The organism is Comamonas squillarum, assembly GCF_025309455.1.
GTDB classification, from domain to species: domain Bacteria; phylum Pseudomonadota; class Gammaproteobacteria; order Burkholderiales; family Burkholderiaceae_C; genus Comamonas; species Comamonas squillarum.
On the sequence record NZ_CP104377.1, the window covers coordinates 4766415 to 4785853 of the forward strand.

The following is a 19439-nucleotide window of genomic DNA, read 5'->3' on the forward strand; positions in this document are numbered from 1 at the left end:
AAGAGGGATTGACTATGCAGGCTATGAAACAAGCACCCCGGCAGCGCCAGCGCGGCATGTCGTTCATCGGTGTGGTGCTCTGGGGTTTCATCATCGTGGCCCTGGCCATTGTGGGCAGCAAGGCAGTCCCGATCGTGATCGAGAACATGAACATCAAGAAGGCCGCCGTCAAGGCTGCCCGCCAGGGCACGACGGTGCAGGAAGTGCGCGCCATCTATGAGCGCTCGCAGGCGATTGATGACATGACCTCGGTCAATGCCAAGGATTTGGAAGTGACCAAAGACACGGACGGCAAGATTGTGGTGTCCTACAGCTACGAGCGGGACATCCCCTTGTACGGGCCAGCCTTTCTGGTCTTCCGTTTTAACGATAGTGTGAAGTAGGTGGAATCAGAACTCAGTCGATTGCAGGAACGCCTGCAGTATTCTTTTGCGAACGGTGCGTTGCTGCAGCGAGCGGTAACGCACCGTAGTTTTTGTGCGGATCACAATGAGCGCCTGGAGTTTCTGGGCGACTCGGTGCTGGGCCTGGCGGTATCGACGATGCTGTTCCAGAAGCTCAAGGGCACCCCGGAGGGCGAGCTCTCGCGCATGCGCGCCAACCTGGTCAAGCAAGACACCTTGCACCAGATTGCGCTGCGTCTGCAGCTGGCCAAGGTGCTGCGCCTGGGCGAAGGGGAGTCTAAATCGGGGGGGCGTGAGCGCCCCTCGATACTCGCCGATGCGGTCGAGGCGATTATTGGAGCGGTTTACTTGGATGCCGGCTACACGCGGGCCGAGGCGATCGTGCATCATCTCTATGAGCGTGTCGAAATCTCGCAGCACATGCCCGCCGCATCCAAGGATGCCAAGACGGCGCTGCAGGAGTGGCTGCAGGCACGCAAGAAATCGGTGCCGGAGTATGTGGTGACCGGCACAACCGGGGCTGCGCATGCGCAGACCTTCCATGTCGACTGTGTGGTGCCGGCCTTTCAGGCCCGCAGCGAAGGCGCTGGCGCATCGCGCCGTGCGGCCGAGCAGGCGGCAGCCGCCATCATGTTGCAACAACTGCAGACCCAGCATCGCTAAGCTTTTTATGACCTCGAAAAAACCCCTATCTCCAAGCGCTGCTGGCCAAGACCCTGCAGAGCTGTTGCCTTCGGGCCAGACCCTCTCTGACCTGGATGCGATGCTCGCGGCCGCCAAGCCCGGCGCGACTGTGGCACGCGTCAGCGCCCCCGATGCCGACCAGGCCGAGGCGCCTGCCGCGCCCACCGGCCCGCAGCGCTGCGGTCTGATTGCCATCGTCGGCAAGCCCAATGTGGGCAAGTCCACGTTGATGAATGCCCTGGTCGGCCAGAAGATCTCGATCACCTCGCGCAAGGCGCAGACCACACGCCACCGCATCACCGGTATCCGCACAAAGGACAACACCCAGTTCGTGTTTGTCGATACGCCGGGCTTTCAGACCCGCCACTCGCGCGCCTTGAACAAGTCGCTCAACAAGACGGTGATGGGCGCCATCGGCGATGTGGACCTGATCCTGTTTGTCGTGGAGGCGGGCAGCTTCACCTTGGCCGACGCCAAGGTGCTGTCGCTGTTCAAGCCCGGCATTCCCACCTTGCTGATCGCCAACAAGCTCGACACCGTGCACCGCCGCCACGAGATTGCGCCCTGGCTGCGCGACATGCAGGAGCGCCACCCCTTTGCCGAATTCGTGCCGATGTCGGCCAAGAACAAGGGCGATATCGAGCGCCTGTTCGGCATCTGCGAAAAGTACCTGCCCGAGCAGGCCTGGTTCTACGGTCCTGAAGAGCTGACCGACCGCAGCGAGAAGTTCCTGGCGTCCGAGACCGTGCGCGAGAAGCTCTTTCGCTTCACCGGTGATGAGCTGCCCTACACCTCGACCGTTGTCATCGACAAGTTCGACGAGGAGCCCAGCAAGACGCATGGCCGCTTCATGCGCATTGCAGCGACCATCGTTGTCGAACGTGATGGCCACAAGGCCATGGTGATTGGCGAGAAGGGCGAGAAGCTCAAGCGCATCAGCACCGAGGCACGCCAGGAGCTCGAAAAGCTGCTGGGCGCCAAGGTGTTCCTGGAAGTCTGGGTCAAGGTCAAGTCCGGCTGGGCCGATGACGAGGCCCGGGTCAAGTCCTTCGGCTACGAATAAGCGCAAGCCTGGCGCATACCGGCGCACCGCCTGCTGTGCCCGGTCGGCGCCCAGTGCGTGATACCCGATCTCTTCTCTGGCCCCAACGGGGTCACGTACTGCACCCCCTGAGCCATGGCTGTCAAGCGCGTCAATGAAGAACCGGCCTACATCCTGCACCGGTATGACTGGAGTGAATCCAGCCTGGTGCTGGAATGCTTTACCCGGCACCGGGGACGCGTAGCCCTGGTCGCCAAGGGCGTTAAAAAACCCACGTCCAACTTTAGGCCGGTGCTGCTGGCCTTGCAGCCGCTGCGCCTGTCCTGGGGCATCGCGGGCGAGGGGGCCTCGGACATCCATACGCTCAAAAGCGCCGAGTGGGTAGGCGGCCACACGATGCCGGTGGGCGCGGGCCTGCTCTCGGGCCTGTACCTCAATGAGCTGCTGATGCGGCTGCTGGCGCGCGAAGACCCGTTTGCCAACCTGTTCGACATCTATGCCGGTGTGGTGCGGGTGCTGGCCACCGACCATGGCGAGGTGCTCGAGCCCGTGCTGCGCGCCTTTGAGCTGCTGCTGCTGCGCGAGCTGGGGCTACTGCCATCGCTGGCGGCGCAAACCCTGTCGCTGCAGCCGCTCCAGCCCGCCACCCGCTATGTGCTGGTGCCCGACGCCGGCCTGCGCGAGGCCCATGGGCAGGACAGGGCGGGGCTCAGCGGTGCACAATGGGAGGGCTTGGAGCAAGCGCTGTCCGCTGCAAACCCCTATCCCGCAGTGCTCAGGGCTTGCGTGTTGTGCGCCGCAGAGTTAAAAGTTCAGTTGCGTACGCTGCTGCAACACCATTGTGGTCAGCCGGTATTGCGTACGCGCCAGTTGATGATGGATATCCAATCACTATGACTACCCCCGTGAAAACTGCCCTGTCTATCAACCTCAACAAGGTGGCACTGGTGCGTAACACCCGCCACCTGGACATCCCCAGCGTGACGCGTGCGGCACGTCTGTGCCTGGAAGCGGGCGCGCAGGGGATCACCGTGCACCCGCGGCCGGACGAGCGCCATATCCGCCCGGGCGATGTGGAGCGGCTGGCCGATGTGATCGCCACCTGGCCGGTCAAGCGCGAGTACAACATCGAAGGCAATCCTTTCCAAAATCTGATGACCTACGTGCGCCAGTACCGCCCGCACCAGGCCACCTTTGTGCCCGATGGCGAGGACCAGTTCACCAGCGACCATGGCTGGAACTTTCCGCAAGACGCCGAGCGCCTCAAGCCGCTGGTGGACGAGTGCAAGGCACTGGGTGTGCGCGTGAGCCTGTTCATGGACCCGATCCCCGAGCAGATGGCCGCTGCCAAGGCGGTGGGCGCCGACCGGGTCGAGCTCTACACCGAGCCCTATGCGGCCGCCTTTGGCACGCCGGAGCAAAGTGTGCAATTGGCGCGCTACGTGGCCGCGGCCAAGGCGGCGCAGGCTGTGGGCCTGGGCGTCAATGCCGGCCATGACCTGAGCCTGCGCAACCTCACCCCCTTTGTGACCCATGTGCCCCAGGTGCTGGAAGTGTCGATTGGCCACGCCTTTGTCACCGATGCGCTGGAGATGGGCTACGCCGAAGCCGTGCGTGCCTACCGCCGCTCGCTCGATGCCCGCGCCGATGGCGTGCTGCTGTAACCGCACGCCCAGGTCTGTGACAGCATGATCTACGGTATTGGCACCGACATCTGCGATATCCGCCGCATCCGCGCTACGTTGGAGCGCCAGGGCGAGCGCTTTGCCCACAAGGTGCTGGCCGAGGGCGAGCTGGCCGTCTGGCGCCGCCGCAGCGAGCGCTGGCCTGACCGGGGCGTGCGCTACATGGCCACCCGCTTTTCGGCCAAGGAGGCCTTCAGCAAGGCCGTGGGCCTGGGTATGCGCATGCCGATGACCTGGCGCAACTGCGAGGTCATCAACCTGCCCAGCGGCAAGCCGGGCATCCGGCTGCATGGCGAGCTGGCCGCCTGGTTCGAGGCGCAAGGGCTGACGGCCCATATCACCGTGACCGACGAGGTCGACTATGCCGCGAGCTTTTGCGTCGTCGAAAAGCTCTGATTCCCGCTCCCCGGGCCCTGCCAGGGCCCGTTTTTGAATTGTCCGCATCCCTCCCATGCACGCTCCTCTGATCATTGATATCGCCGGCAAGGCCCTGACCGATGCCGACCGCGCCCGCCTGGCCCACCCGCTGGTGGGGGGCGTCATCCTGTTTGCCCGCAACTGGGAGAGCCGCTCGGCGCTGGTGCAGCTGTGCGCGCAAATCAAGGCCATCAAGCCCGATTTGCTCATTTGTGTGGACCATGAGGGCGGGCGCGTGCAGCGCTTCCGTACCGATGGCTTCACGCACCTGCCATCGATGCGCCATTTTGGCCAGATGTGGATGGACGACGGCCAGGGCCGCCAACACCGCATGGGCAGCGGCGCGATGCGCGCGATGAATGCCGCCACTGCAGCGGGCTATGTGCTGGGTGCCGAGCTGCGCGCCTGCGCGGTGGATTTCAGCTTTACCCCGGTGCTGGATCTGGACTATGGCGAAAGCTCGGTGATCGGTGACCGCAGCTTTCACCGCGACCCGCGCGTGGTGGCGATGCTGGCCAAGAGCCTCATGCATGGCCTGCTGCAGGCGGGCATGGGCAACTGCGGCAAGCATTTCCCCGGCCACGGCTTTGTGAAAGCCGATTCGCATGTGGATATTCCCGTCGATGGGCGCAGCCTGACTGCCATCCTGGCCGAGGATGCCGCGCCTTACCCGTGGCTGAGCAGCGTGCTGACGGCCGTGATGCCCGCCCATGTCATCTACCCCAAGGTGGACAAGCGCCCGGCCGGCTTTAGCGAGAAATGGCTCAAGGATGTGCTGCGTACGCGCCTGCGCTATGACGGCGCGATCTTCAGCGACGACCTGAGCATGGAAGGCGCGCGCCGCATCAATGGGAGCTTGATCAGCTACACCGAGGCCGCGCTGGCCGCCTTGTCCGCCGGCTGCGACATGGTGCTGCTGTGCAACCAGAGCCTGGGCCTGGGCGCCCATGTCGATGAGCTGCTCGATGGCATGGACGACGCGTTGCGCAGCGGCCGCTGGCAGCCCGACGAGGATTCGGAATCGCGCCGCCTGGCGCTGCTGCCCGAGACCGTCCCCCAGCCCTGGGATGAGCTGATGCGCCAACCCGCCTACCAGGACGCGCTGGACCTGCTGGGCTGCCCGGGTAGGGCCACCCGGGGAGGGCTGCCCGGGTAGGGTCACCCGGGGAGGGCCGCCCGCATTGCTGGCTGCGGCAGCGGTTTAAGCCTCGCCTCAGCCCCGTCCTCTAGATTGCTCTTATCCCCTAGATGGCTGAGAGCATATGCCCCTTCACAACCCCTTGCGCCGCGTGGCGCTGGCCGGCCGCGAGGCCCTGACGCTGACGCGGCCCTATTTTGTCTCCGAGGAAAAGCTCCGCGCCTGGGGCCTGCTGGCCGCCATCGTCGCGCTCAACCTGGCAGCGGTGTTCATGCTGGTGCAGATCAACAGCTGGAACCGGGTGTTCTACGACGCGCTGCAAAACAAGCAGGCCGATGTGTTCTGGCACCAGCTCTGGCGCTTTTTGTGGTTGGCGCTGGTCTACATCGTCATTGCGGTCTACAAGTTCTACCTCACCCAGCTGCTGCAGTGGCACTGGCGGCGCTGGCTCACCGAGCACCTGCAAGGCCGCTGGCTGGCCCACAAGGCCTTCTACCGCATGGAGCTGGGCCGCTACAGCAGCAGCGAGCAGATGCCGGACAACCCCGACCAGCGCATCCAGGAAGACATCAACCTGTTTAGCAGTTATACCGTGGCGCTCAGCATGGGGCTGTTGAACGCCCTGGTCACCTTTGTCAGCTTTGTCGGCATCCTCTGGGGGCTGAGCGCGGCGATGGATCTCAGCCTGCCTGCTGTGCTGGGTGGCGGCAGCCTGCATATTCCCGGCTTTATGGTCTGGATGGCCGTCGTGTATTGCCTCGTGGGCAGCGCCCTATCGCTTTGGCTGGGCAAGCCCCAGGTGGGCCTCAATATCGCGCAGCAGCGCCTGGAGGCCGACTACCGCCACCACATGGTCCGGGTGCGTGAGCATGCCGAGGCCATTGCGATGGACGGGGGCGAGCGGGTGGAGGGCGCGCAGTTGCGCCTGCGCTTTGGCGATGTGCTGGGCAACTACCTGCAGCTGATCCGGCAGCAAAAAAAGCTTGCCTGGTTCACCAATTTCTTTGGCCAGGCCGCCGTGGTGTTTCCCTTCATCATTGCGGCGCCGCGCTTTTTCAGCGGCGCCATCCAGCTGGGCCAGCTGATGCAGATTGCCTCAGCCTTCAACCAGGTGCAGGACTCGCTCAGCTGGATCGTCAACAACTACAGCGATATAGCCGCCTGGCGCGCTACCACGCGGCGTCTGGCCAGCTTTGAGGCCGGTCTGCGCGCCCAGGCCCAAGCCCAGGGCCCGTCGCTGGAAGCGGCCGACCATCTGCAAACCCAGGGCCTGCAGGTGGCGCTGCCGGGGGGCCGGGTGGTGATCGAGGATGCGGCCTTGCAACTGGCCGCCGGCCAGGATGTGCTGATCAGCGGCCGCTCGGGCAGCGGCAAGTCGACCCTGCTGCGCAGCCTGGCCGGCATCTGGCCGTTTGCGCGCGGCCGGGTGCAGCGGCCGCTGGACAGCATGTTCATCGCGCAGCGCCCTTATTTTCCCGATGGCAGCCTGCGCCAAGCCTTGGCCTACCCGCAGCCTGCTAGCGACTATGGCGATGGCCAGCTGCAGGCAGCCTTGCGTGCAGCGCAGTTGGCGCCGCTCATGGAGCGGCTCGATGAGGTTGCCGCCTGGAACGCCGTGCTCTCCGGGGGCGAGCAGCAGCGCCTGGCGATTGCACGGGTGCTGCTCAAACGCCCGGCCTGGGTGTTTGCTGATGAGGCCACCAGCGCGCTGGACCAGGCGACCGAAGCCGAGGTCTATGCGCAGCTGGTGCAGCTGGTACGTGAGCGTGGTGGATCGCTGGTGTCGGTCGCCCACCGCGACAGTGTGCAGGCCTTCCATCGCGGGCGCTGGCAGCTCGATCCGGCGCAGCGTGCGGTAGTGCCAGGTTCCGTCACGCGCTAGCCTGGATCGCCTTCAGCTCTCCAGCTGCGATGGGCCAAAAAAATGCCTGCACAAGGCAGGCATTTGTCAGTGTCATGTGGTTAATGCACAGGTCAGGCGACGGCGCCCACACCCAACAGGGCAATCACCAGGAAGATCACCGTGATGGCAATGAAGATGAAGAACAGGATCTTCGCAATACCCGCCGCGCCCGAGGCAACACCGGTAAAGCCGAAAACGCCGGCCAGCAACGAGATCACCGCAAAAATAATGGCCCACTTAAGCATCGAAAACCTCCTGTTGTCATGTGATGGTTCATCTTAAGCAGGGGGCCCGGTAGCTGCCGTGGGCCGAAGATGTAAGTAGCGGTAGGCTGGCGCTGACAGCGCTTGGTGGGCGCCTCACGGGGGCTGTATCAGGGAGCGGCCGGCCTATCGGCTGGCACAGCGGGGCTGGCTTCAGGGGGCTGCTGCGGTGGCGGATCATCGGTCCAGCGGCGCACCACCTTTTGGAAGATATGGGTGTTAGGAATCTGCAGCACCACGCTCTGGCTGCGGTCGGCTGCGAAGTCTTCGATGGTGGTGTAGAGCATGTTGATATCGACCACGCGGCCCTTGGCCCCGGGCTTGTCCAGGCCATCGAGCACCTCGATGTAGTCGCCCAGCCGGTAGGGCCGCACGGTGAAGATCAGCACCGCACAGAAGAAGTTGGACAGCACGCTCCAGGCGGCGAAGAAGGCCACAGCGCCAACGGCGGCAAAGCCCGAGAACGCCGTCCACAGCACGGTGGCGCTCACTCCCAGGCGCTCCAGAATCAACAGGCAGGTGCCGCCAATGATGAGCCAGCGCACCAGGCCCTTGATCGGCACGGCCAGTTCCAGCGGCCAGTGGTAGTGCTGGGCCACGCGGGTGATGAGCTTGCGGGTGACATAGTTGAGCGTGATGGCCAGCAGCAGGATCAAGGTGATCTGCATCGCCGGCACGATGATGTCCACCCATTCGGTGGCCCAGTCAGGGATCAGGAGTTTGAGTCGGTTCATGGCAGGCGTCGGGAGCGCAGCGGGTGCAAAGCAGCCCGTGGTGGTGGATGCGCCGATTATCGGCGACGAGGGGCCGCGTTGGGGCCGCGTTCAGGCCAGCGGCAGCTGGCTTTCTTCGGCCCGGCAGGCCTCGTCATGCCAATCGACCAGCGCCTGGATATCCATCGCAATGCGGGCCTGGCCCAGCTGCGCAACGAAGCGGCAGGCGCTGTACTGCGCCGCTTGCTTGTCGTAGACATGCGTCCAGTCTGCGCGCGCTGCCAGCTGGTTGGCCGCGACCGGCCAGCGCCGCACCTGCGGGCTGGGGCCGGACATGCCCATGCGCCAGGGCTTGCCGGTGACGCGGGCACGAAAGCACTGCTGCTGCAGGCACAGGCGCTGGTAGATCGGATCGACCTGCAACGCAGAGAACAGGTCCTGCACTGCGCTGTCGCTGGGCGCCATGGCCTCATGGGTGACGATGATGCGCAGGCCCTTGGGTGTGCTGTAGACGCGCAGACCCCAGTCGGGGTGCTGCTGGCTGAAGGCGGTGACCCGCTCCAGCGCCAGCTGCCGGGGATCGGCGCTGCCGGCCTGCTTCTGCCGCGCATTCAGCAAGCGCCGGAGCCACAGCGCCATCACCACCACCGTGCCTGCCAGCACCACCATTGCGGGCAGCGCGCCGCCCTGCGCAAAGATGACAAAGCAGGCCGCCAGCGCAAAGAAAGCCGCGATCAGCAGTGGTGCCGCGCTGGGGGGCTTTGGCTGCGGCGGGAAGTCCATGTCGGCAATGGCGACATCGGGGGTGTTGAGGCAGTGCGCGCCGTAGCTGTTGCGCGTCATCACCGCCCGGCCGCGCTGGCCCAGAATCTCTTCGCGGATGGGGGTCTGGTCGTTCAGTCCGTATTCGCCGAGCCGCTCCATGCGCTGAAAGCGGGCATCGAGGTTGCGCGCCTGCGGGGCGCTGAGCACCTGGTCGAGCGCGGCCTGGGCGCGCTGCTGCGCGTGGGCTTGCGCGGCATCGGGGCTCTGGTCGGACCAGCCCCAGCGCTGGACGGTGGCGCCATGGCGGGCGCTGGTTTCATGGCGCAGGCGCGCTTGCGCCCAGTAGCGAGGTATCTGCATGCAGGCCAGTATATCGGCGGCGGCTGGCCATGAAAAAGCGGCACAGGCTCTGGGCAGAACCTGTGCCGCTGGGCGCTGCTGGCAGGCCGGGGGCCTGCGGGGCGCCTTATTGCTCCCGGCGCAGCGCGGGGAACAGGATGATGTCGCGGATGCTGGCGCTGTCGGTCAGCAGCATCATGAAGCGGTCGATACCGATGCCGCAGCCGCCGGTGGGCGGCATGCCGTACTCGAGCGCACGCACAAAGTCGTGGTCGTAATACATGGCTTCGTCATCGCCGCCATCCTTGGCAGCGACCTGCGCGTTGAATCGCGCGGCCTGGTCTTCGGCGTCGTTGAGCTCCGAGAAGCCGTTGCCGAACTCGCGTCCGGTGATGTAGAGCTCAAAGCGCTCCGTCACTTCGGGGCGGTCATCGTTGGCGCGGGCCAGCGGGCTGATCTCGGTCGGGTGCTCCATGATGAAGGTGGGGTTCCAGAGCTTGTCCTCGACCACTTCCTCGAAGTACAGCACCTGCAGGCTGGCCAGCGTGCGGCCAGCCAGCTTGTCTTTCTCCTCCTTCATGCCCAGCTTCTTCAAGGCATTGGTGAGCCATTCGCGGTTGCCCACGTTCTCGCCGGCATCGGTGTACTTGACGATGGCTTCGGTAATCGTCAGGCGCTCGAAAGGCTTGCTCAGGTCCACCGGCTTGCCGCCATAGGTCAGCTCCAGGGTGCCCACGGCCTTCATCGCCGCGTCGCGGATCAGCGCTTCGGTGTAGTCCATCAGATCGCGGTAGTTCCAGTAGGCCGCGTAGAACTCCATCATCGTGAACTCGGGGTTGTGGCGCACCGACACCCCTTCGTTGCGGAAGTTGCGGTTGATCTCGAACACGCGCTCGAAGCCGCCCACGATCAGGCGCTTGAGGTAGAGCTCAGGCGCAATGCGCAGGTACATCTCCTGGTCCAGCGCATTGTGGTGGGTGATGAAGGGCTTGGCATTGGCACCACCGGGGATGGGGTGCAGCATGGGGGTTTCCACTTCGAGGAAGCCGTGCTCGACCATGAACTCGCGGATGCCGGAGACCGCCTTGGAGCGGGCCACAAAGCGCTTGCGGGCCTCTTCGTCGGTCATCAGGTCGACATAGCGCTGGCGCACCTTCTGCTCCAGATCGGCCATGCCGTGGAACTTGTCGGGCATGGGGCGCAGGCTCTTGGTGAGCATGCGGATCTGGGTCACCTTGATCGACAGCTCGCCGGTCTTGGTCTTCATCAGCTGGCCTTCGGCACCGATGATGTCGCCCAGATCCCACTTCTTGAAATCTGCGTACAGCTCTTCGCCCACCGCATCGCGGGTGACGTAGAGCTGGATGCGGCCGGTGGCATCCTGCACGGTGGCAAAGCTGGCCTTGCCCATCACGCGCTTGAGCATCATGCGGCCGCCGACGCTGACGGTCAGCGCAGCCGCGTCCAGGTCAGCGGCGTCTTTTTCGGCATGGGCCGCAATCAGGTCGGCAGCGCGGTCGGCGGGCTTGAAGTCATTGGGGAAAGCCACACCTTTGCCTTGGCGCTGTGCTTCGCGCAGGGCTTTGAGTTTTTCACGGCGCTCGGCAATCAGTTGGTTTTCGTCGTGCGCAACCGGCGCGGTCTCGGGAGTGGTGTGGTTTTCAGACATGAAGAGGCCAGCATTGCGCTGGTAAACGGCCAAAACCTGTCATTTTAAGATTTTTAGCGCACCCCTTGCCGGCAATTGCCGTAGTGTCCGACTGCTGCACCGCTTTTCGTCCCTGGCCGCCAGGGGGATTTGCGGCCACTGGCGCACACTGCGAGCCTAGAATAACTGCTTCAAGCCCTTTGCAATGGGCCTGTCAGCTTCATTTTTAATAGCAAATTCAATAGCAAATTTTGCGCAATCGGGACCGATCCCGACTGGAAACACCGATGCTTTTTCAAATCCTGTCCCTGCTGCTCAATATTGCAGGCGGTCTGCTGACCGGCGCATGCCTGCTGCGTTGGTACATGCAGTACCAGCGCATCTCCTTCAACAACCCGCTGGGGCAGCTGGTGCTGGCGCTGACCAGCTGGATGGTGCTGCCCTTGCGCAGGATCACCAAGGGGCTGCCCGGTGGCGACTGGGCCAGCATCCTGGGTGCCTGGCTGGTGCAGGTGGTCCAGTTTGTGCTGCTGTGGCTGGTCTCGGGCGGCCTGGCATCACTGCTGTCGGTGCTGGTGGTCGCCACCATTGGCGTGGCCAATATCGCCATCTCCACGATGGTGGTGGTGACCCTGGTGCACGCCGTGCTGTCCTGGCTGTCCTCGGGCAATGCAGTGATGAATGCCGTGTTCCACCAGCTCACCGCGCCGCTGCTGCGCCCCTTGCGCAAGGTCATTCCGCTCATTGGCGGGGTCGATCTGTCGCCCATCGTGCTGCTCGTGGGCTTGCAGATCATCTCCATCATGCTGGCCCACCTGCAGTCGCGCCTGTTGATGGCGGTGTGATACGGTAGTGGGGCCGGAGCCCAGACGCAGAAAAACCGCCAGAGGCGGTTTTTTTGTGGGTGTTTAGCGCCCCAAGCGGGGCCACTGGGCCGCGCCGGGCCGATCAGGCCACCGCGTCAGCGGGCAGGCGCTGCAGCATGGCCAGGCTGCTGGCAATGCGGTCGCGCAGCTCGCGGCGGTCGACAATCATGTCCACGCCACCCTTTTGCTGCAGGAACTCGGCGCGCTGGAAGCCCTCTGGCAGCTTGACGCGCACGGTGTTCTCGATCACGCGCGGGCCGGCAAAGCCGATCAGCGCCTTGGGCTCGGCCATGACGATATCGCCCATGAAGGCAAAACCGGCAGACACGCCGCCCATCGTCGGGTCGGTCAGCACGCTGATGTAGGGCAGGCCCTTCTTGGCAAATCGGGTCAGCGCGGCATTGGTCTTGGCCATCTGCATCAGGCTGAGCAGGCCCTCCTGCATGCGCGCGCCGCCGGTGGCGGTAAAGCACACAAACGGCACCTTTTGCTCGATGGCGGTTTCAACGCCGCGCACAAAGCGCTCGCCAACGACCGAGCCCATCGAGCCGCCCATGAATTCAAACTCGAAGCAGGCGACCACCAGGTTGATGCTCTTGACCGAGCCACCCATGACGACCAGTGCATCGGTCTCGCCGGTGTTTTCCAGCGCTTCCTTGAGGCGCTCGGGGTACTTGCGGCTGTCCTTGAACTTCAGCGCATCGACGGGCAGCACTTCCTGGCCAATCTCGTAGCGGCCTTCGGCGTCGAGGAACTGGTTCAGGCGCGCGCGCGCCGACATGCGGTGGTGGTGGCTGCACTTGGGGCAGACATTGAAGTTGTGCTCCAGGTCGGCCTTGTACAGCACGGCTTCGCATGCAGGGCACTTGATCCACAGACCTTCGGGCATCTGGCGACGCTCGGCCGGGTCGGTGTGCTGGATCTTGGCGGGTAACAGTTTCTCTAGCCAGGACATGGTTGTTTTCCTTTGCTCTCGCACTCAAGGGGCTGCGCACGGCGCAGCCCAGGAGGCGCATTATGCGTCAAGCGCCTTGCGGATGCCACGCAAAAAATCGGAGACCAGCGCCACGACTTTCTCGTGCGGCTGGTTTTCGATCAGCTGGATGATGCGGGTGCCGATCACCACGGCATCGGCCACCTTGCCGATGGCCTGGGCCGTCTGCGCATCGCGAATGCCAAAGCCCACGCCCACAGGGATGTGCACATGCTGGCGGATCAGCGGCAGCATCGCCTCGACGGCGCCGGTATCGAGCGTGCCCGCACCGGTGACGCCCTTGAGCGAGACGTAGTACACATAGCCACTGGCCACGCGCGCCACCTGCTGCATGCGCTCTTGCGTGGAGGTGGGCGCCAGCAGGAAGATGAGGTCCATGCCATGCGCACGCAGATCGGCCGCAAAGGCTTCGCATTCTTCGGGCGGGTAGTCTACCACCAGCAGGCCATCGACTCCGGCGGCAGCGGCATCGCGCACAAAGGCGCCCTTGCCATGCAGCTGGTCATAGCGCTCGACCGGGTTGGCGTAGCCCATCAGCACCACAGGGGTGGTGTTGTCCTTGACGCGGAACTCGGCCACCATGGCCAGCACCTGCTTCATGCCGATGCCCAGCGACAGGGCTTTTTCTCCGGCCTTCTGGATGACGATGCCATCGGCCATCGGGTCCGAGAAGGGCACGCCCAGCTCGATCACATTGGCGCCGGCATCGACCATGCCATGCATCAGCGCAGGCGTGATGTCGGCAAACGGAAAGCCGGCAGTGACATAGGGGATCAAGGCCTTGCGGCCGGCCAGTTTCAGCTGGTCAAAAGTTGCGGCGATACGGCTCATTTGGTGTAGCTTCCCTTGACGGCCACGCCGCGGCTGGAGGGTTGGGCATAAAAGTCGACGCCCGAGAGGTCGGCCACCGTGCCAATGTCCTTGTCGCCCCGGCCTGACAGGCTCACGAGGATGGACTGGTCGGCGCGCATGGTCTTGGCCAGCTTCATCGCATAGGCCACCGCATGGCTCGACTCCAGCGCCGGGATGATGCCCTCGGTATGGCACAGGTAGTGGAAGGCGTCAAGCGCCTCCTGGTCGGTGATGCCGACATACTGGGCGCGGCCGATTTCCTGCAACCAGGCGTGCTCGGGGCCCACGCCGGGATAGTCGAGACCTGCACTGATCGAATGGGTTTCGGTGATCTGGCCGTTGTCGTCCTGCAGGATGAAGGTGCGGTTGCCATGCAGCACGCCAGACGAGCCGCGCTGCAGCGACGCCGAGTGCTTGCCGCTGTCCAGGCCTTCACCGGCCGCTTCCACGCCGATCAGGCGCGTGTTCTCATAGGGGATATAGGGGTAGAAGATGCCCATCGCGTTGCTGCCGCCACCCACGCAGGCGATCACGGCATCGGGCTGCTCGGCAGCCATGTTCTGTTCCTTGAACAGCGCCGGCATCTGGGTCAGGCACTCGTTGCCGATCACGCTCTGGAAATCGCGCACCATCATCGGGTAGGGGTGGGGGCCAGCGACGGTGCCGATGATGTAGAAGGTGTTGTCCACATTGGCCACCCAGTCGCGCATCGCTTCGTTGAGAGCGTCCTTCAAGGTCTTGCTGCCCGACTCGACCGGCACCACGGTGGCGCCCAAGAGCTTCATGCGGTAGACGTTCGGGCTTTGGCGGCGCACGTCTTCGCTGCCCATGTAGACCACGCATTCGAGGCCATAGCGGGCGCAGATGGTGGCCGTCGCCACGCCGTGCTGGCCGGCGCCGGTCTCGGCAATGATGCGCGGCTTGCCCATGCGCTTGGCGAGCATGGCCTGGCCGATCACATTGTTGATCTTGTGGGCGCCGGTGTGGTTGAGGTCCTCGCGCTTGAGGTAGATCTGCGCGCCACCCATCTCGCGCGACATGCGCGCTGCGTGGTAGACGGGCGAGGGGCGGCCGACATAGTGGGCCAGCTCGTACTGGAATTCACGCAGGAACTCCGGATCATTCTGGTACTTGTCATAGGCCTCGCGCAGCTCGACCAGGGCGTGGGTCAGGGTTTCGCTGGCAAAGCTGCCGCCATAGGGGCCGAAATGGCCCGCGGTATCGGGTTGCTGGTATTCAAACATGGAAGGGATTCTTGGCAAGTAGTGTGTCAGCGGCACGCACGGCAGCGACAAACTGTTGGATTTTTTCGGCGTCCTTGGTGCCCTTGATGGGTTTGCCATCGGCACCAGTCATCTCAACGCCGGAGCTCACATCCACCGCGAGCGAGATGCAGCGCGGTCTGACTTGCACAATGCCATCGGTCACGTTTGCAGGCGTGAGTCCACCAGACAAAACGAGATGAGAGGCTACGTTTGTTGGAAGCAGTGACCAATTGAATGCTTTGCCGCCGCCGCCGAACCCCTCGACATGGGCGTCGAGCAGGATGGCCTTGGCGTGTGAATATCGATGGGCATATTCTACGAGGTCGAACTGCACCGCAGCGTCGCCAAGGGGTATGCGTGCGGCGCGCAAAAAGCTGCGCTCGCCGCCGCCCGTCGACGCCAGGCATTGCTCCGGGCTCTCGTCGCCATGGAACTGGGCGATGGCGCCGGGCACGCGGGCGCAGGCAGCCATTACCTGGGCCGGGGTCTCGTTGACAAACAGCAGCACGGGGGTGACGAAGGCGGGCAGGCGGCGAGCCAGCTCAGCGGCGCGCTCGGCGGTCACGGCCCGGGGGCTGGCGGGGTAGAGCACAAAGCCGATGGCATCGGCGCCGGCGGCCACGGCCGCGTCCACATCCTGTTCGCGGGTCAGGCCACAGATCTTGATGCGGGTGCGGCCCGCAGTTGCTTGCATGGCGGTCAATGGAGCTCCTTGTTCAGGCAAACCAGTCAAACGATATGGCCTCGCTGGGCAGGCCCCAGTGCGCATCGTACTGCGGGCCCAGAAAGTACAGGCCATCGGGCGAGAAGGTGGGGGCGGCGGTCTCGCGGCTGCGCGCGTCGAGCACCTCTTGCATCCACTCTGGCGGCTTGGTGCCCTGGCCAATCACGACCAGGCAGCCCATGATGTTGCGGATCATGTGGTGCAGGAAGGCGCTGCCCTGGAAATCAAAGCGCCAGTAGCAGGACGGCACGCCATCGCGCGAGGCACTGGCGCGCTGGGCGCTGCGGCCAATATTGATCGCATACAAGGTCTTGACGGGCGACTTGGCCTGGCAGCCGGCGGCGCGGAACGAGGAGAAATCATGCTCGCCCAGCAGATACTGCACCGCGCGCTCCATGGCCTGCAGATCCAGCGGCTGGAACACCCAGCCGACCCTGCCATGCTCCACGCTGGGGCGCACCGGCGACTGCAGCAAGGCATAGCCATAGCGGCGTGATGTGGCGCAGGCGCGGCTGTGGAAGGCATCGGGCACGCTGCGCGCCCATTGCACGGCTATGTCCTTGGGCAAGAAGGTGTTGGTGCCCCGCACCCAGGAGGCTTCAGTACGCTCGACAGGGGCGTCGAAATGCACCACCTGCATGAGGCCGTGCACACCGGCATCGGTGCGGCCAGCGCAAATGGTGGAGAGGGGGGAGGCGGCAAAGCGGCTCAGCGCCGCTTCAAGATGGTCTTGGACAGTGTTGCCGCTGGGCTGGCTTTGCCAGCCCTGGTAGGCCTGTCCGTTGTAGGTGATGCCCAGGGCGATTCGCATGGCGCCATCATAAGGCTGCCGGCCCACCCGGCCATGAAAAAGCCCCGCAGAGCGGGGCTGGTGCCAAGGAGCGGCTGCGGGTTAGCGGCTTTGGTCCAGCAGGCGCTGGGCCTGGGCCTTGACCGTGGCGCTGGACGACTCGGCCATGACTTCTTCGGCCAGCGAGCGCGCGCCTTCCTTGTCGCCGATGGCCAGGAATTCCTGGGCCAGGGTCAGCTTGGTGGCCAGCGGATCGCTGTCATCGATCTCCAGACCGGCCATGTCATCGGCCAGGGTGACCGGATGGGTGTGGTCGGGCTCGCCACTGCTGGGCAGGTCCAGCGACAGCGAGGTCATGTCAAAGTCCATCGTCGGCATGGTCTTGTCGCCGATAGGCATCTGCGCCGTGCTTTGGCTGTCGAAGTCGCTCAGCTGGAAGTCTAGCGAGCCAGGCTGGGTCTCCAGGCTCTGCGCGGCGCTGTGGTTGGCACTGGGCGAGAGCTCGGACGGAATGCTCAGCGCTTCGGCCAGCTGGCGGTCAAAGTCTTCCATCGACAGTGCGGGCTTGCCTGCGGCAGGCGCCAGCGCTTCGAAAGCCAGGCCCGCATCAGCGGCCGGCGCAGGTGGCGCGGCCACCGGGGTGGCGGGCGCTGCCGGTGCCTGGAACTGCGAGGCGGCATCCGGGGTCTCGGTCAGCTGGCTGCTCATCGCGAAATCCAGACCGGTGGAGGGGCTGAATGCGCTGGCAGGGCTGGAGGCCGCCATCGTCGTGGGCGGTAGCGTGTTCTCGAATGGAATCGGCTCGGCGCGCGCAGCAGCGGCGGCGGCGGCCAGCGCGGCAGGCGTGGCGATCTCGGCCGCAGAAGGCACCGCAGCGGTGCTGTTCTGGTAGATCGGGTTGGCCGCGTCCAGCTCCTGGCCCAGCGCGGCGATGCGCAACCAGTCGGGGCCGGTGCCACCGGTCAGCTGGCGGGCATCCTTGGCGATGCTCTCCAGCGCCAGGCGGTCCTTGCGCTTGGCGTAGATCTCGGCCAGCTTGGCATGCAGCGCGCTGCGGGTTGGGCTGGTGCGCAGCGCTTCCTTGAGGATTTCCTCGGCCTGCAGGTCACGGCCGTAGGCCAGGTAGACATCGGCTTCGGCCACCGGATCGACATCTCCGGCATCGAGCTGGCTGGGGGTGTAGGCCAGCGAGGAGTTGCCGGTGGTCATCGCGCTCACCGAGGTGTCGATGTGCTGGCCACCGCTGGCGCCAAAGAACGAGTCCTGGGCCAGGCTGCTCTCGAGCACCGAGTCGGTCGCGGCGTTAACGCCTTCGTTGCGTTTTTTGTTGCGGTACCACAGGCCGCCGAGCAGCGCGAGGATGACCAGGCCGCCAGCCACGGGCATCAGAGGGTTGCCCAGCAGCTCATCGACAAAGCTGGGCTCTTCGACCGGCGCGGGAGCTGGAGTGGGCTTGGGTTTGGGTGCCGGGGCAGGAGCGGGCGCTGCTGCAGGCGCAGCGCTGTCACCGGTGCCAGCAGCAGGCGCTGCGGCGGGCGCGGTAGCGGGGGCTGCTGCCGGTGCTGGGGCCGTTGCCGCAGGCGTTGCGGGTGCAGCAGGTGCAGTCGTGCCTGCAGCAGGCGCCGGCGTAGCACCAGGTGCAGCGGCTGCAGGCCCATTGCCCGTGGCAGCAACGGTGGCCGTAGCGGCAGGCTTGGCGTCTGCCGGGACGCCCGCGGATGCCGCCGAGGCTGCGGTGCCCGCAGCGGCTTGCTTGAGCTTGTTGAGCTCTTCGATGTTCTTGTTCAGCTCGGAGCTGCGCTCCTGGACCGCATTGGCCTGCTGGGCGCTGGCGACGCTGGCTTCGGCCGACTTCGTGCCCTTGGCCGCTTCCTTGCTCAGCTTGAGCTGGTCCGGTGCCACGCTCTGGGGCTTCTTGTCGTCCACCGAGGCCTCGACCTTGCCGCTGGCAGCGCGCGTATCGGTGGCGACCTGGGCGGGCGCGGCCTTGGCCGCGAGCTGGCTGCGGTAGCTGTTGAAGTCGCGGCTTTGTGCGGCCACCATCTGGCGCGCCTGGCGGGGCGATACCGCGCGGGCCTGCTCGGCCGTCGGCATGGTCAGCGTGACACCTGCCTTCATGCGGTTGACGTTGCCACCGACAAAGGCGTGCGGGTTGCTCTGCATCACGGCGATGAGCATCTGGTCGAGCGAGATATCAGCGGGCTTGTTCTGCGCGGCGATGCGGCCCAGCGTGTCACCCCGTTGGGTGCGCACGGTGTCGCCACCGCTGTTGTTGCTGGCGCTGGGCGGAATGTTGGCGCGTGGTGCTGGTGCAGGGCGTGGTGCTGCAGCACTGCGGGTGGCCGGGGCAGGCGCTGGCGTGGCCGATGCCAGGGGTTCTTCGATCACGCGCACAGGTGGCGCCGGTGGGCGCGCTGCTGGGGCGGCGGCTGCGCTCAGCTGTGGGGCCACCGTGACGGCGGGTTCGGGCTTGCGCAGGTTGGGCGGGTCGAACAGCATGGTGTAGCTGCGCACGACTTGGCCGGAATTCCAGTTGGCGTCGATCACATAGTCGACAAAGGGGTCGTTGACCGGCCGCTGCGTGGTCAGCACGATCACGGCTGTGCCATTGGCGCGGCGCTGCAGCTGGGCGCGCACGGCGCTGGCCGTGCCCGAGTAGTCCATGCCCTGGGTGCGGAAGACGGCCGACGAGGCCGTCTTGACCTGCAAGGTATCGGCTTCGGCGTCGGTGATCTGCGGAACTTCGATTTCCGCGCGCAGGGGCTCGCCCAGCGCGGATTTCACATTGATCTTGCCCAGCGCGAGCGCTGATGCTTCCCCTGTGTACAGGCCAAAGGCTGCCATGGCGGCGGCAAGCGCAGTGATTTTCCAGCGATGCATAGTGCTATTTGATTGAATAGTAGAAGCGCGCGGGGTTGTTTTTGTACCCATGAGAAAGCCCTCCCCC

19 protein-coding genes are annotated in these 19439 nt (G+C 65.0%); 9 read left to right on the forward strand and 10 right to left on the reverse strand.

Annotated elements, in window-relative coordinates; translation table 11 throughout:
* Nucleotides 1–14 precede the first annotated feature (14 nt).
* The 8 genes from N4T19_RS21695 to N4T19_RS21730 all read left to right on the forward strand — a co-directional run bounded on the left by N4T19_RS21695 (nt 15) and on the right by N4T19_RS21730 (nt 7252).
* Nucleotides 15–383, forward strand: a complete 369-nt coding sequence (locus N4T19_RS21695; RefSeq protein ID WP_043339557.1) for a DUF4845 domain-containing protein — start codon at nt 15–17, stop codon at nt 381–383.
* Nucleotides 384–1067, forward strand: a complete 684-nt coding sequence (gene rnc / locus N4T19_RS21700) for a ribonuclease III (protein ID WP_116924753.1) — start codon at nt 384–386, stop codon at nt 1065–1067.
* Nucleotides 1068–1167: 100 nt separating this feature from the next.
* Nucleotides 1168–2151 (forward strand): GTPase Era, encoded by a 984-nt coding sequence (gene era / locus N4T19_RS21705; RefSeq protein ID WP_116924754.1) that lies wholly within the window; start codon nt 1168–1170, stop codon nt 2149–2151.
* Nucleotides 2152–2265: 114 nt separating this feature from the next.
* Nucleotides 2266–3027 (forward strand): DNA repair protein RecO, encoded by a 762-nt coding sequence (gene recO / locus N4T19_RS21710; RefSeq protein WP_116924755.1) that lies wholly within the window; start codon nt 2266–2268, stop codon nt 3025–3027.
* Nucleotides 3024–3794 carry a pyridoxine 5'-phosphate synthase gene (locus N4T19_RS21715; protein ID WP_027010795.1) on the forward strand — a complete coding sequence of 257 codons (771 nt, stop codon included), beginning with the start codon at nt 3024–3026 and terminating at the stop codon, nt 3792–3794. Before recO ends, N4T19_RS21715 begins: the two co-directional genes overlap by 4 nt.
* A gap of 24 nt (nt 3795–3818) precedes the next feature.
* Nucleotides 3819–4211, forward strand: a complete 393-nt coding sequence (acpS, locus tag N4T19_RS21720) for a holo-ACP synthase (RefSeq protein ID WP_116924757.1) — start codon at nt 3819–3821, stop codon at nt 4209–4211.
* Between the two features lie 55 nt (nt 4212–4266).
* Nucleotides 4267–5388, forward strand: coding sequence for a beta-N-acetylhexosaminidase (gene nagZ / locus N4T19_RS21725; protein WP_260718988.1), 1122 nt, complete (start codon nt 4267–4269; stop codon nt 5386–5388).
* A gap of 106 nt (nt 5389–5494) precedes the next feature.
* Nucleotides 5495–7252, forward strand: coding sequence for an ABC transporter ATP-binding protein/permease (locus N4T19_RS21730; protein ID WP_260718989.1), 1758 nt, complete (start codon nt 5495–5497; stop codon nt 7250–7252).
* A gap of 92 nt (nt 7253–7344) precedes the next feature.
* On the opposite strand, the gene N4T19_RS21735 is transcribed toward N4T19_RS21730, so the two are convergent.
* The 4 genes from N4T19_RS21735 to lysS all read right to left on the reverse strand — a co-directional run bounded on the left by N4T19_RS21735 (nt 7345) and on the right by lysS (nt 11022).
* Complete coding sequence (locus N4T19_RS21735; protein ID WP_021026435.1) at nt 7345–7518, reverse strand: DUF1328 domain-containing protein; 174 nt, start codon at nt 7516–7518, stop codon at nt 7345–7347.
* Nucleotides 7519–7646: 128 nt separating this feature from the next.
* Nucleotides 7647–8270, reverse strand: a complete 624-nt coding sequence (locus tag N4T19_RS21740) for a mechanosensitive ion channel domain-containing protein (protein WP_116924760.1) — start codon at nt 8268–8270, stop codon at nt 7647–7649.
* Nucleotides 8271–8360: 90 nt separating this feature from the next.
* The gene (locus tag N4T19_RS21745; RefSeq protein WP_260718990.1) at nt 8361–9374 is read right to left on the reverse strand and encodes a hypothetical protein; all 1014 of its coding nucleotides are present in this window, start codon (nt 9372–9374) and stop codon (nt 8361–8363) included.
* A 106-nt stretch (nt 9375–9480) separates the two neighbouring features.
* Nucleotides 9481–11022 carry a lysine--tRNA ligase gene (lysS, locus tag N4T19_RS21750; protein ID WP_116924920.1) on the reverse strand — a complete coding sequence of 514 codons (1542 nt, stop codon included), beginning with the start codon at nt 11020–11022 and terminating at the stop codon, nt 9481–9483.
* 266 nt (nt 11023–11288) lie between these two features.
* Here lysS and N4T19_RS21755 point away from each other — a divergent pair, with 266 nt between their 5' ends.
* Entirely contained in the window at nt 11289–11846 is a 558-nt protein-coding gene (locus N4T19_RS21755; RefSeq protein WP_116924762.1) for a YggT family protein, read from the forward strand.
* Between the two features lie 103 nt (nt 11847–11949).
* On the opposite strand, the gene accD is transcribed toward N4T19_RS21755, so the two are convergent.
* The 6 genes from accD to N4T19_RS21785 form a co-directional block, all read right to left on the reverse strand.
* On the reverse strand, nt 11950–12822 hold the full coding sequence (gene accD, locus N4T19_RS21760) for an acetyl-CoA carboxylase, carboxyltransferase subunit beta (RefSeq protein ID WP_021026440.1): 873 nt from the start codon (nt 12820–12822) through the stop codon (nt 11950–11952).
* 60 nt (nt 12823–12882) lie between these two features.
* Nucleotides 12883–13692, reverse strand: a complete 810-nt coding sequence (gene trpA / locus N4T19_RS21765; RefSeq protein WP_116924763.1) for a tryptophan synthase subunit alpha — start codon at nt 13690–13692, stop codon at nt 12883–12885.
* Nucleotides 13689–14957 carry a tryptophan synthase subunit beta gene (gene trpB, locus N4T19_RS21770; RefSeq protein ID WP_021026442.1) on the reverse strand — a complete coding sequence of 423 codons (1269 nt, stop codon included), beginning with the start codon at nt 14955–14957 and terminating at the stop codon, nt 13689–13691. The genes trpA and trpB overlap by 4 nt, the downstream gene beginning before the upstream one ends.
* Nucleotides 14950–15672 (reverse strand): phosphoribosylanthranilate isomerase, encoded by a 723-nt coding sequence (locus tag N4T19_RS21775; RefSeq protein WP_116924921.1) that lies wholly within the window; start codon nt 15670–15672, stop codon nt 14950–14952. The genes trpB and N4T19_RS21775 overlap by 8 nt, the downstream gene beginning before the upstream one ends.
* A 22-nt stretch (nt 15673–15694) precedes the next feature.
* On the reverse strand, nt 15695–16513 hold the full coding sequence (gene truA, locus N4T19_RS21780; protein WP_260718991.1) for a tRNA pseudouridine(38-40) synthase TruA: 819 nt from the start codon (nt 16511–16513) through the stop codon (nt 15695–15697).
* A gap of 81 nt (nt 16514–16594) precedes the next feature.
* Nucleotides 16595–19372 (reverse strand): FimV/HubP family polar landmark protein, encoded by a 2778-nt coding sequence (locus N4T19_RS21785; protein ID WP_260718992.1) that lies wholly within the window; start codon nt 19370–19372, stop codon nt 16595–16597.
* Between the last annotated feature and the right edge of the window lie 67 nt (nt 19373–19439).

Coding starts and splice junctions, on each gene's coding strand:
- N4T19_RS21695 (WP_043339557.1), top strand. CDS start 15: ATGCAGGCTATGAAACAAGCACCCCGGCAGCGCCAGCGCGGCATGTCG.
- N4T19_RS21740 (WP_116924760.1), bottom strand. CDS start 8,270: ATGAACCGACTCAAACTCCTGATCCCTGACTGGGCCACCGAATGGGTG.
- recO (WP_116924755.1), top strand. CDS start 2,266: ATGGCTGTCAAGCGCGTCAATGAAGAACCGGCCTACATCCTGCACCGG.
- N4T19_RS21745 (WP_260718990.1), bottom strand. CDS start 9,374: ATGCAGATACCTCGCTACTGGGCGCAAGCGCGCCTGCGCCATGAAACC.
- N4T19_RS21735 (WP_021026435.1), bottom strand. CDS start 7,518: ATGCTTAAGTGGGCCATTATTTTTGCGGTGATCTCGTTGCTGGCCGGC.
- era (WP_116924754.1), top strand. CDS start 1,168: ATGCTCGCGGCCGCCAAGCCCGGCGCGACTGTGGCACGCGTCAGCGCC.
- N4T19_RS21715 (WP_027010795.1), top strand. CDS start 3,024: ATGACTACCCCCGTGAAAACTGCCCTGTCTATCAACCTCAACAAGGTG.
- acpS (WP_116924757.1), top strand. CDS start 3,819: ATGATCTACGGTATTGGCACCGACATCTGCGATATCCGCCGCATCCGC.
- trpB (WP_021026442.1), bottom strand. CDS start 14,957: ATGTTTGAATACCAGCAACCCGATACCGCGGGCCATTTCGGCCCCTAT.
- nagZ (WP_260718988.1), top strand. CDS start 4,267: ATGCACGCTCCTCTGATCATTGATATCGCCGGCAAGGCCCTGACCGAT.
- N4T19_RS21775 (WP_116924921.1), bottom strand. CDS start 15,672: ATGCAAGCAACTGCGGGCCGCACCCGCATCAAGATCTGTGGCCTGACC.
- trpA (WP_116924763.1), bottom strand. CDS start 13,692: ATGAGCCGTATCGCCGCAACTTTTGACCAGCTGAAACTGGCCGGCCGC.
- lysS (WP_116924920.1), bottom strand. CDS start 11,022: ATGTCTGAAAACCACACCACTCCCGAGACCGCGCCGGTTGCGCACGAC.
- accD (WP_021026440.1), bottom strand. CDS start 12,822: ATGTCCTGGCTAGAGAAACTGTTACCCGCCAAGATCCAGCACACCGAC.
- truA (WP_260718991.1), bottom strand. CDS start 16,513: ATGCGAATCGCCCTGGGCATCACCTACAACGGACAGGCCTACCAGGGC.
- N4T19_RS21755 (WP_116924762.1), top strand. CDS start 11,289: ATGCTTTTTCAAATCCTGTCCCTGCTGCTCAATATTGCAGGCGGTCTG.
- N4T19_RS21785 (WP_260718992.1), bottom strand. CDS start 19,372: ATGCATCGCTGGAAAATCACTGCGCTTGCCGCCGCCATGGCAGCCTTT.
- N4T19_RS21730 (WP_260718989.1), top strand. CDS start 5,495: ATGCCCCTTCACAACCCCTTGCGCCGCGTGGCGCTGGCCGGCCGCGAG.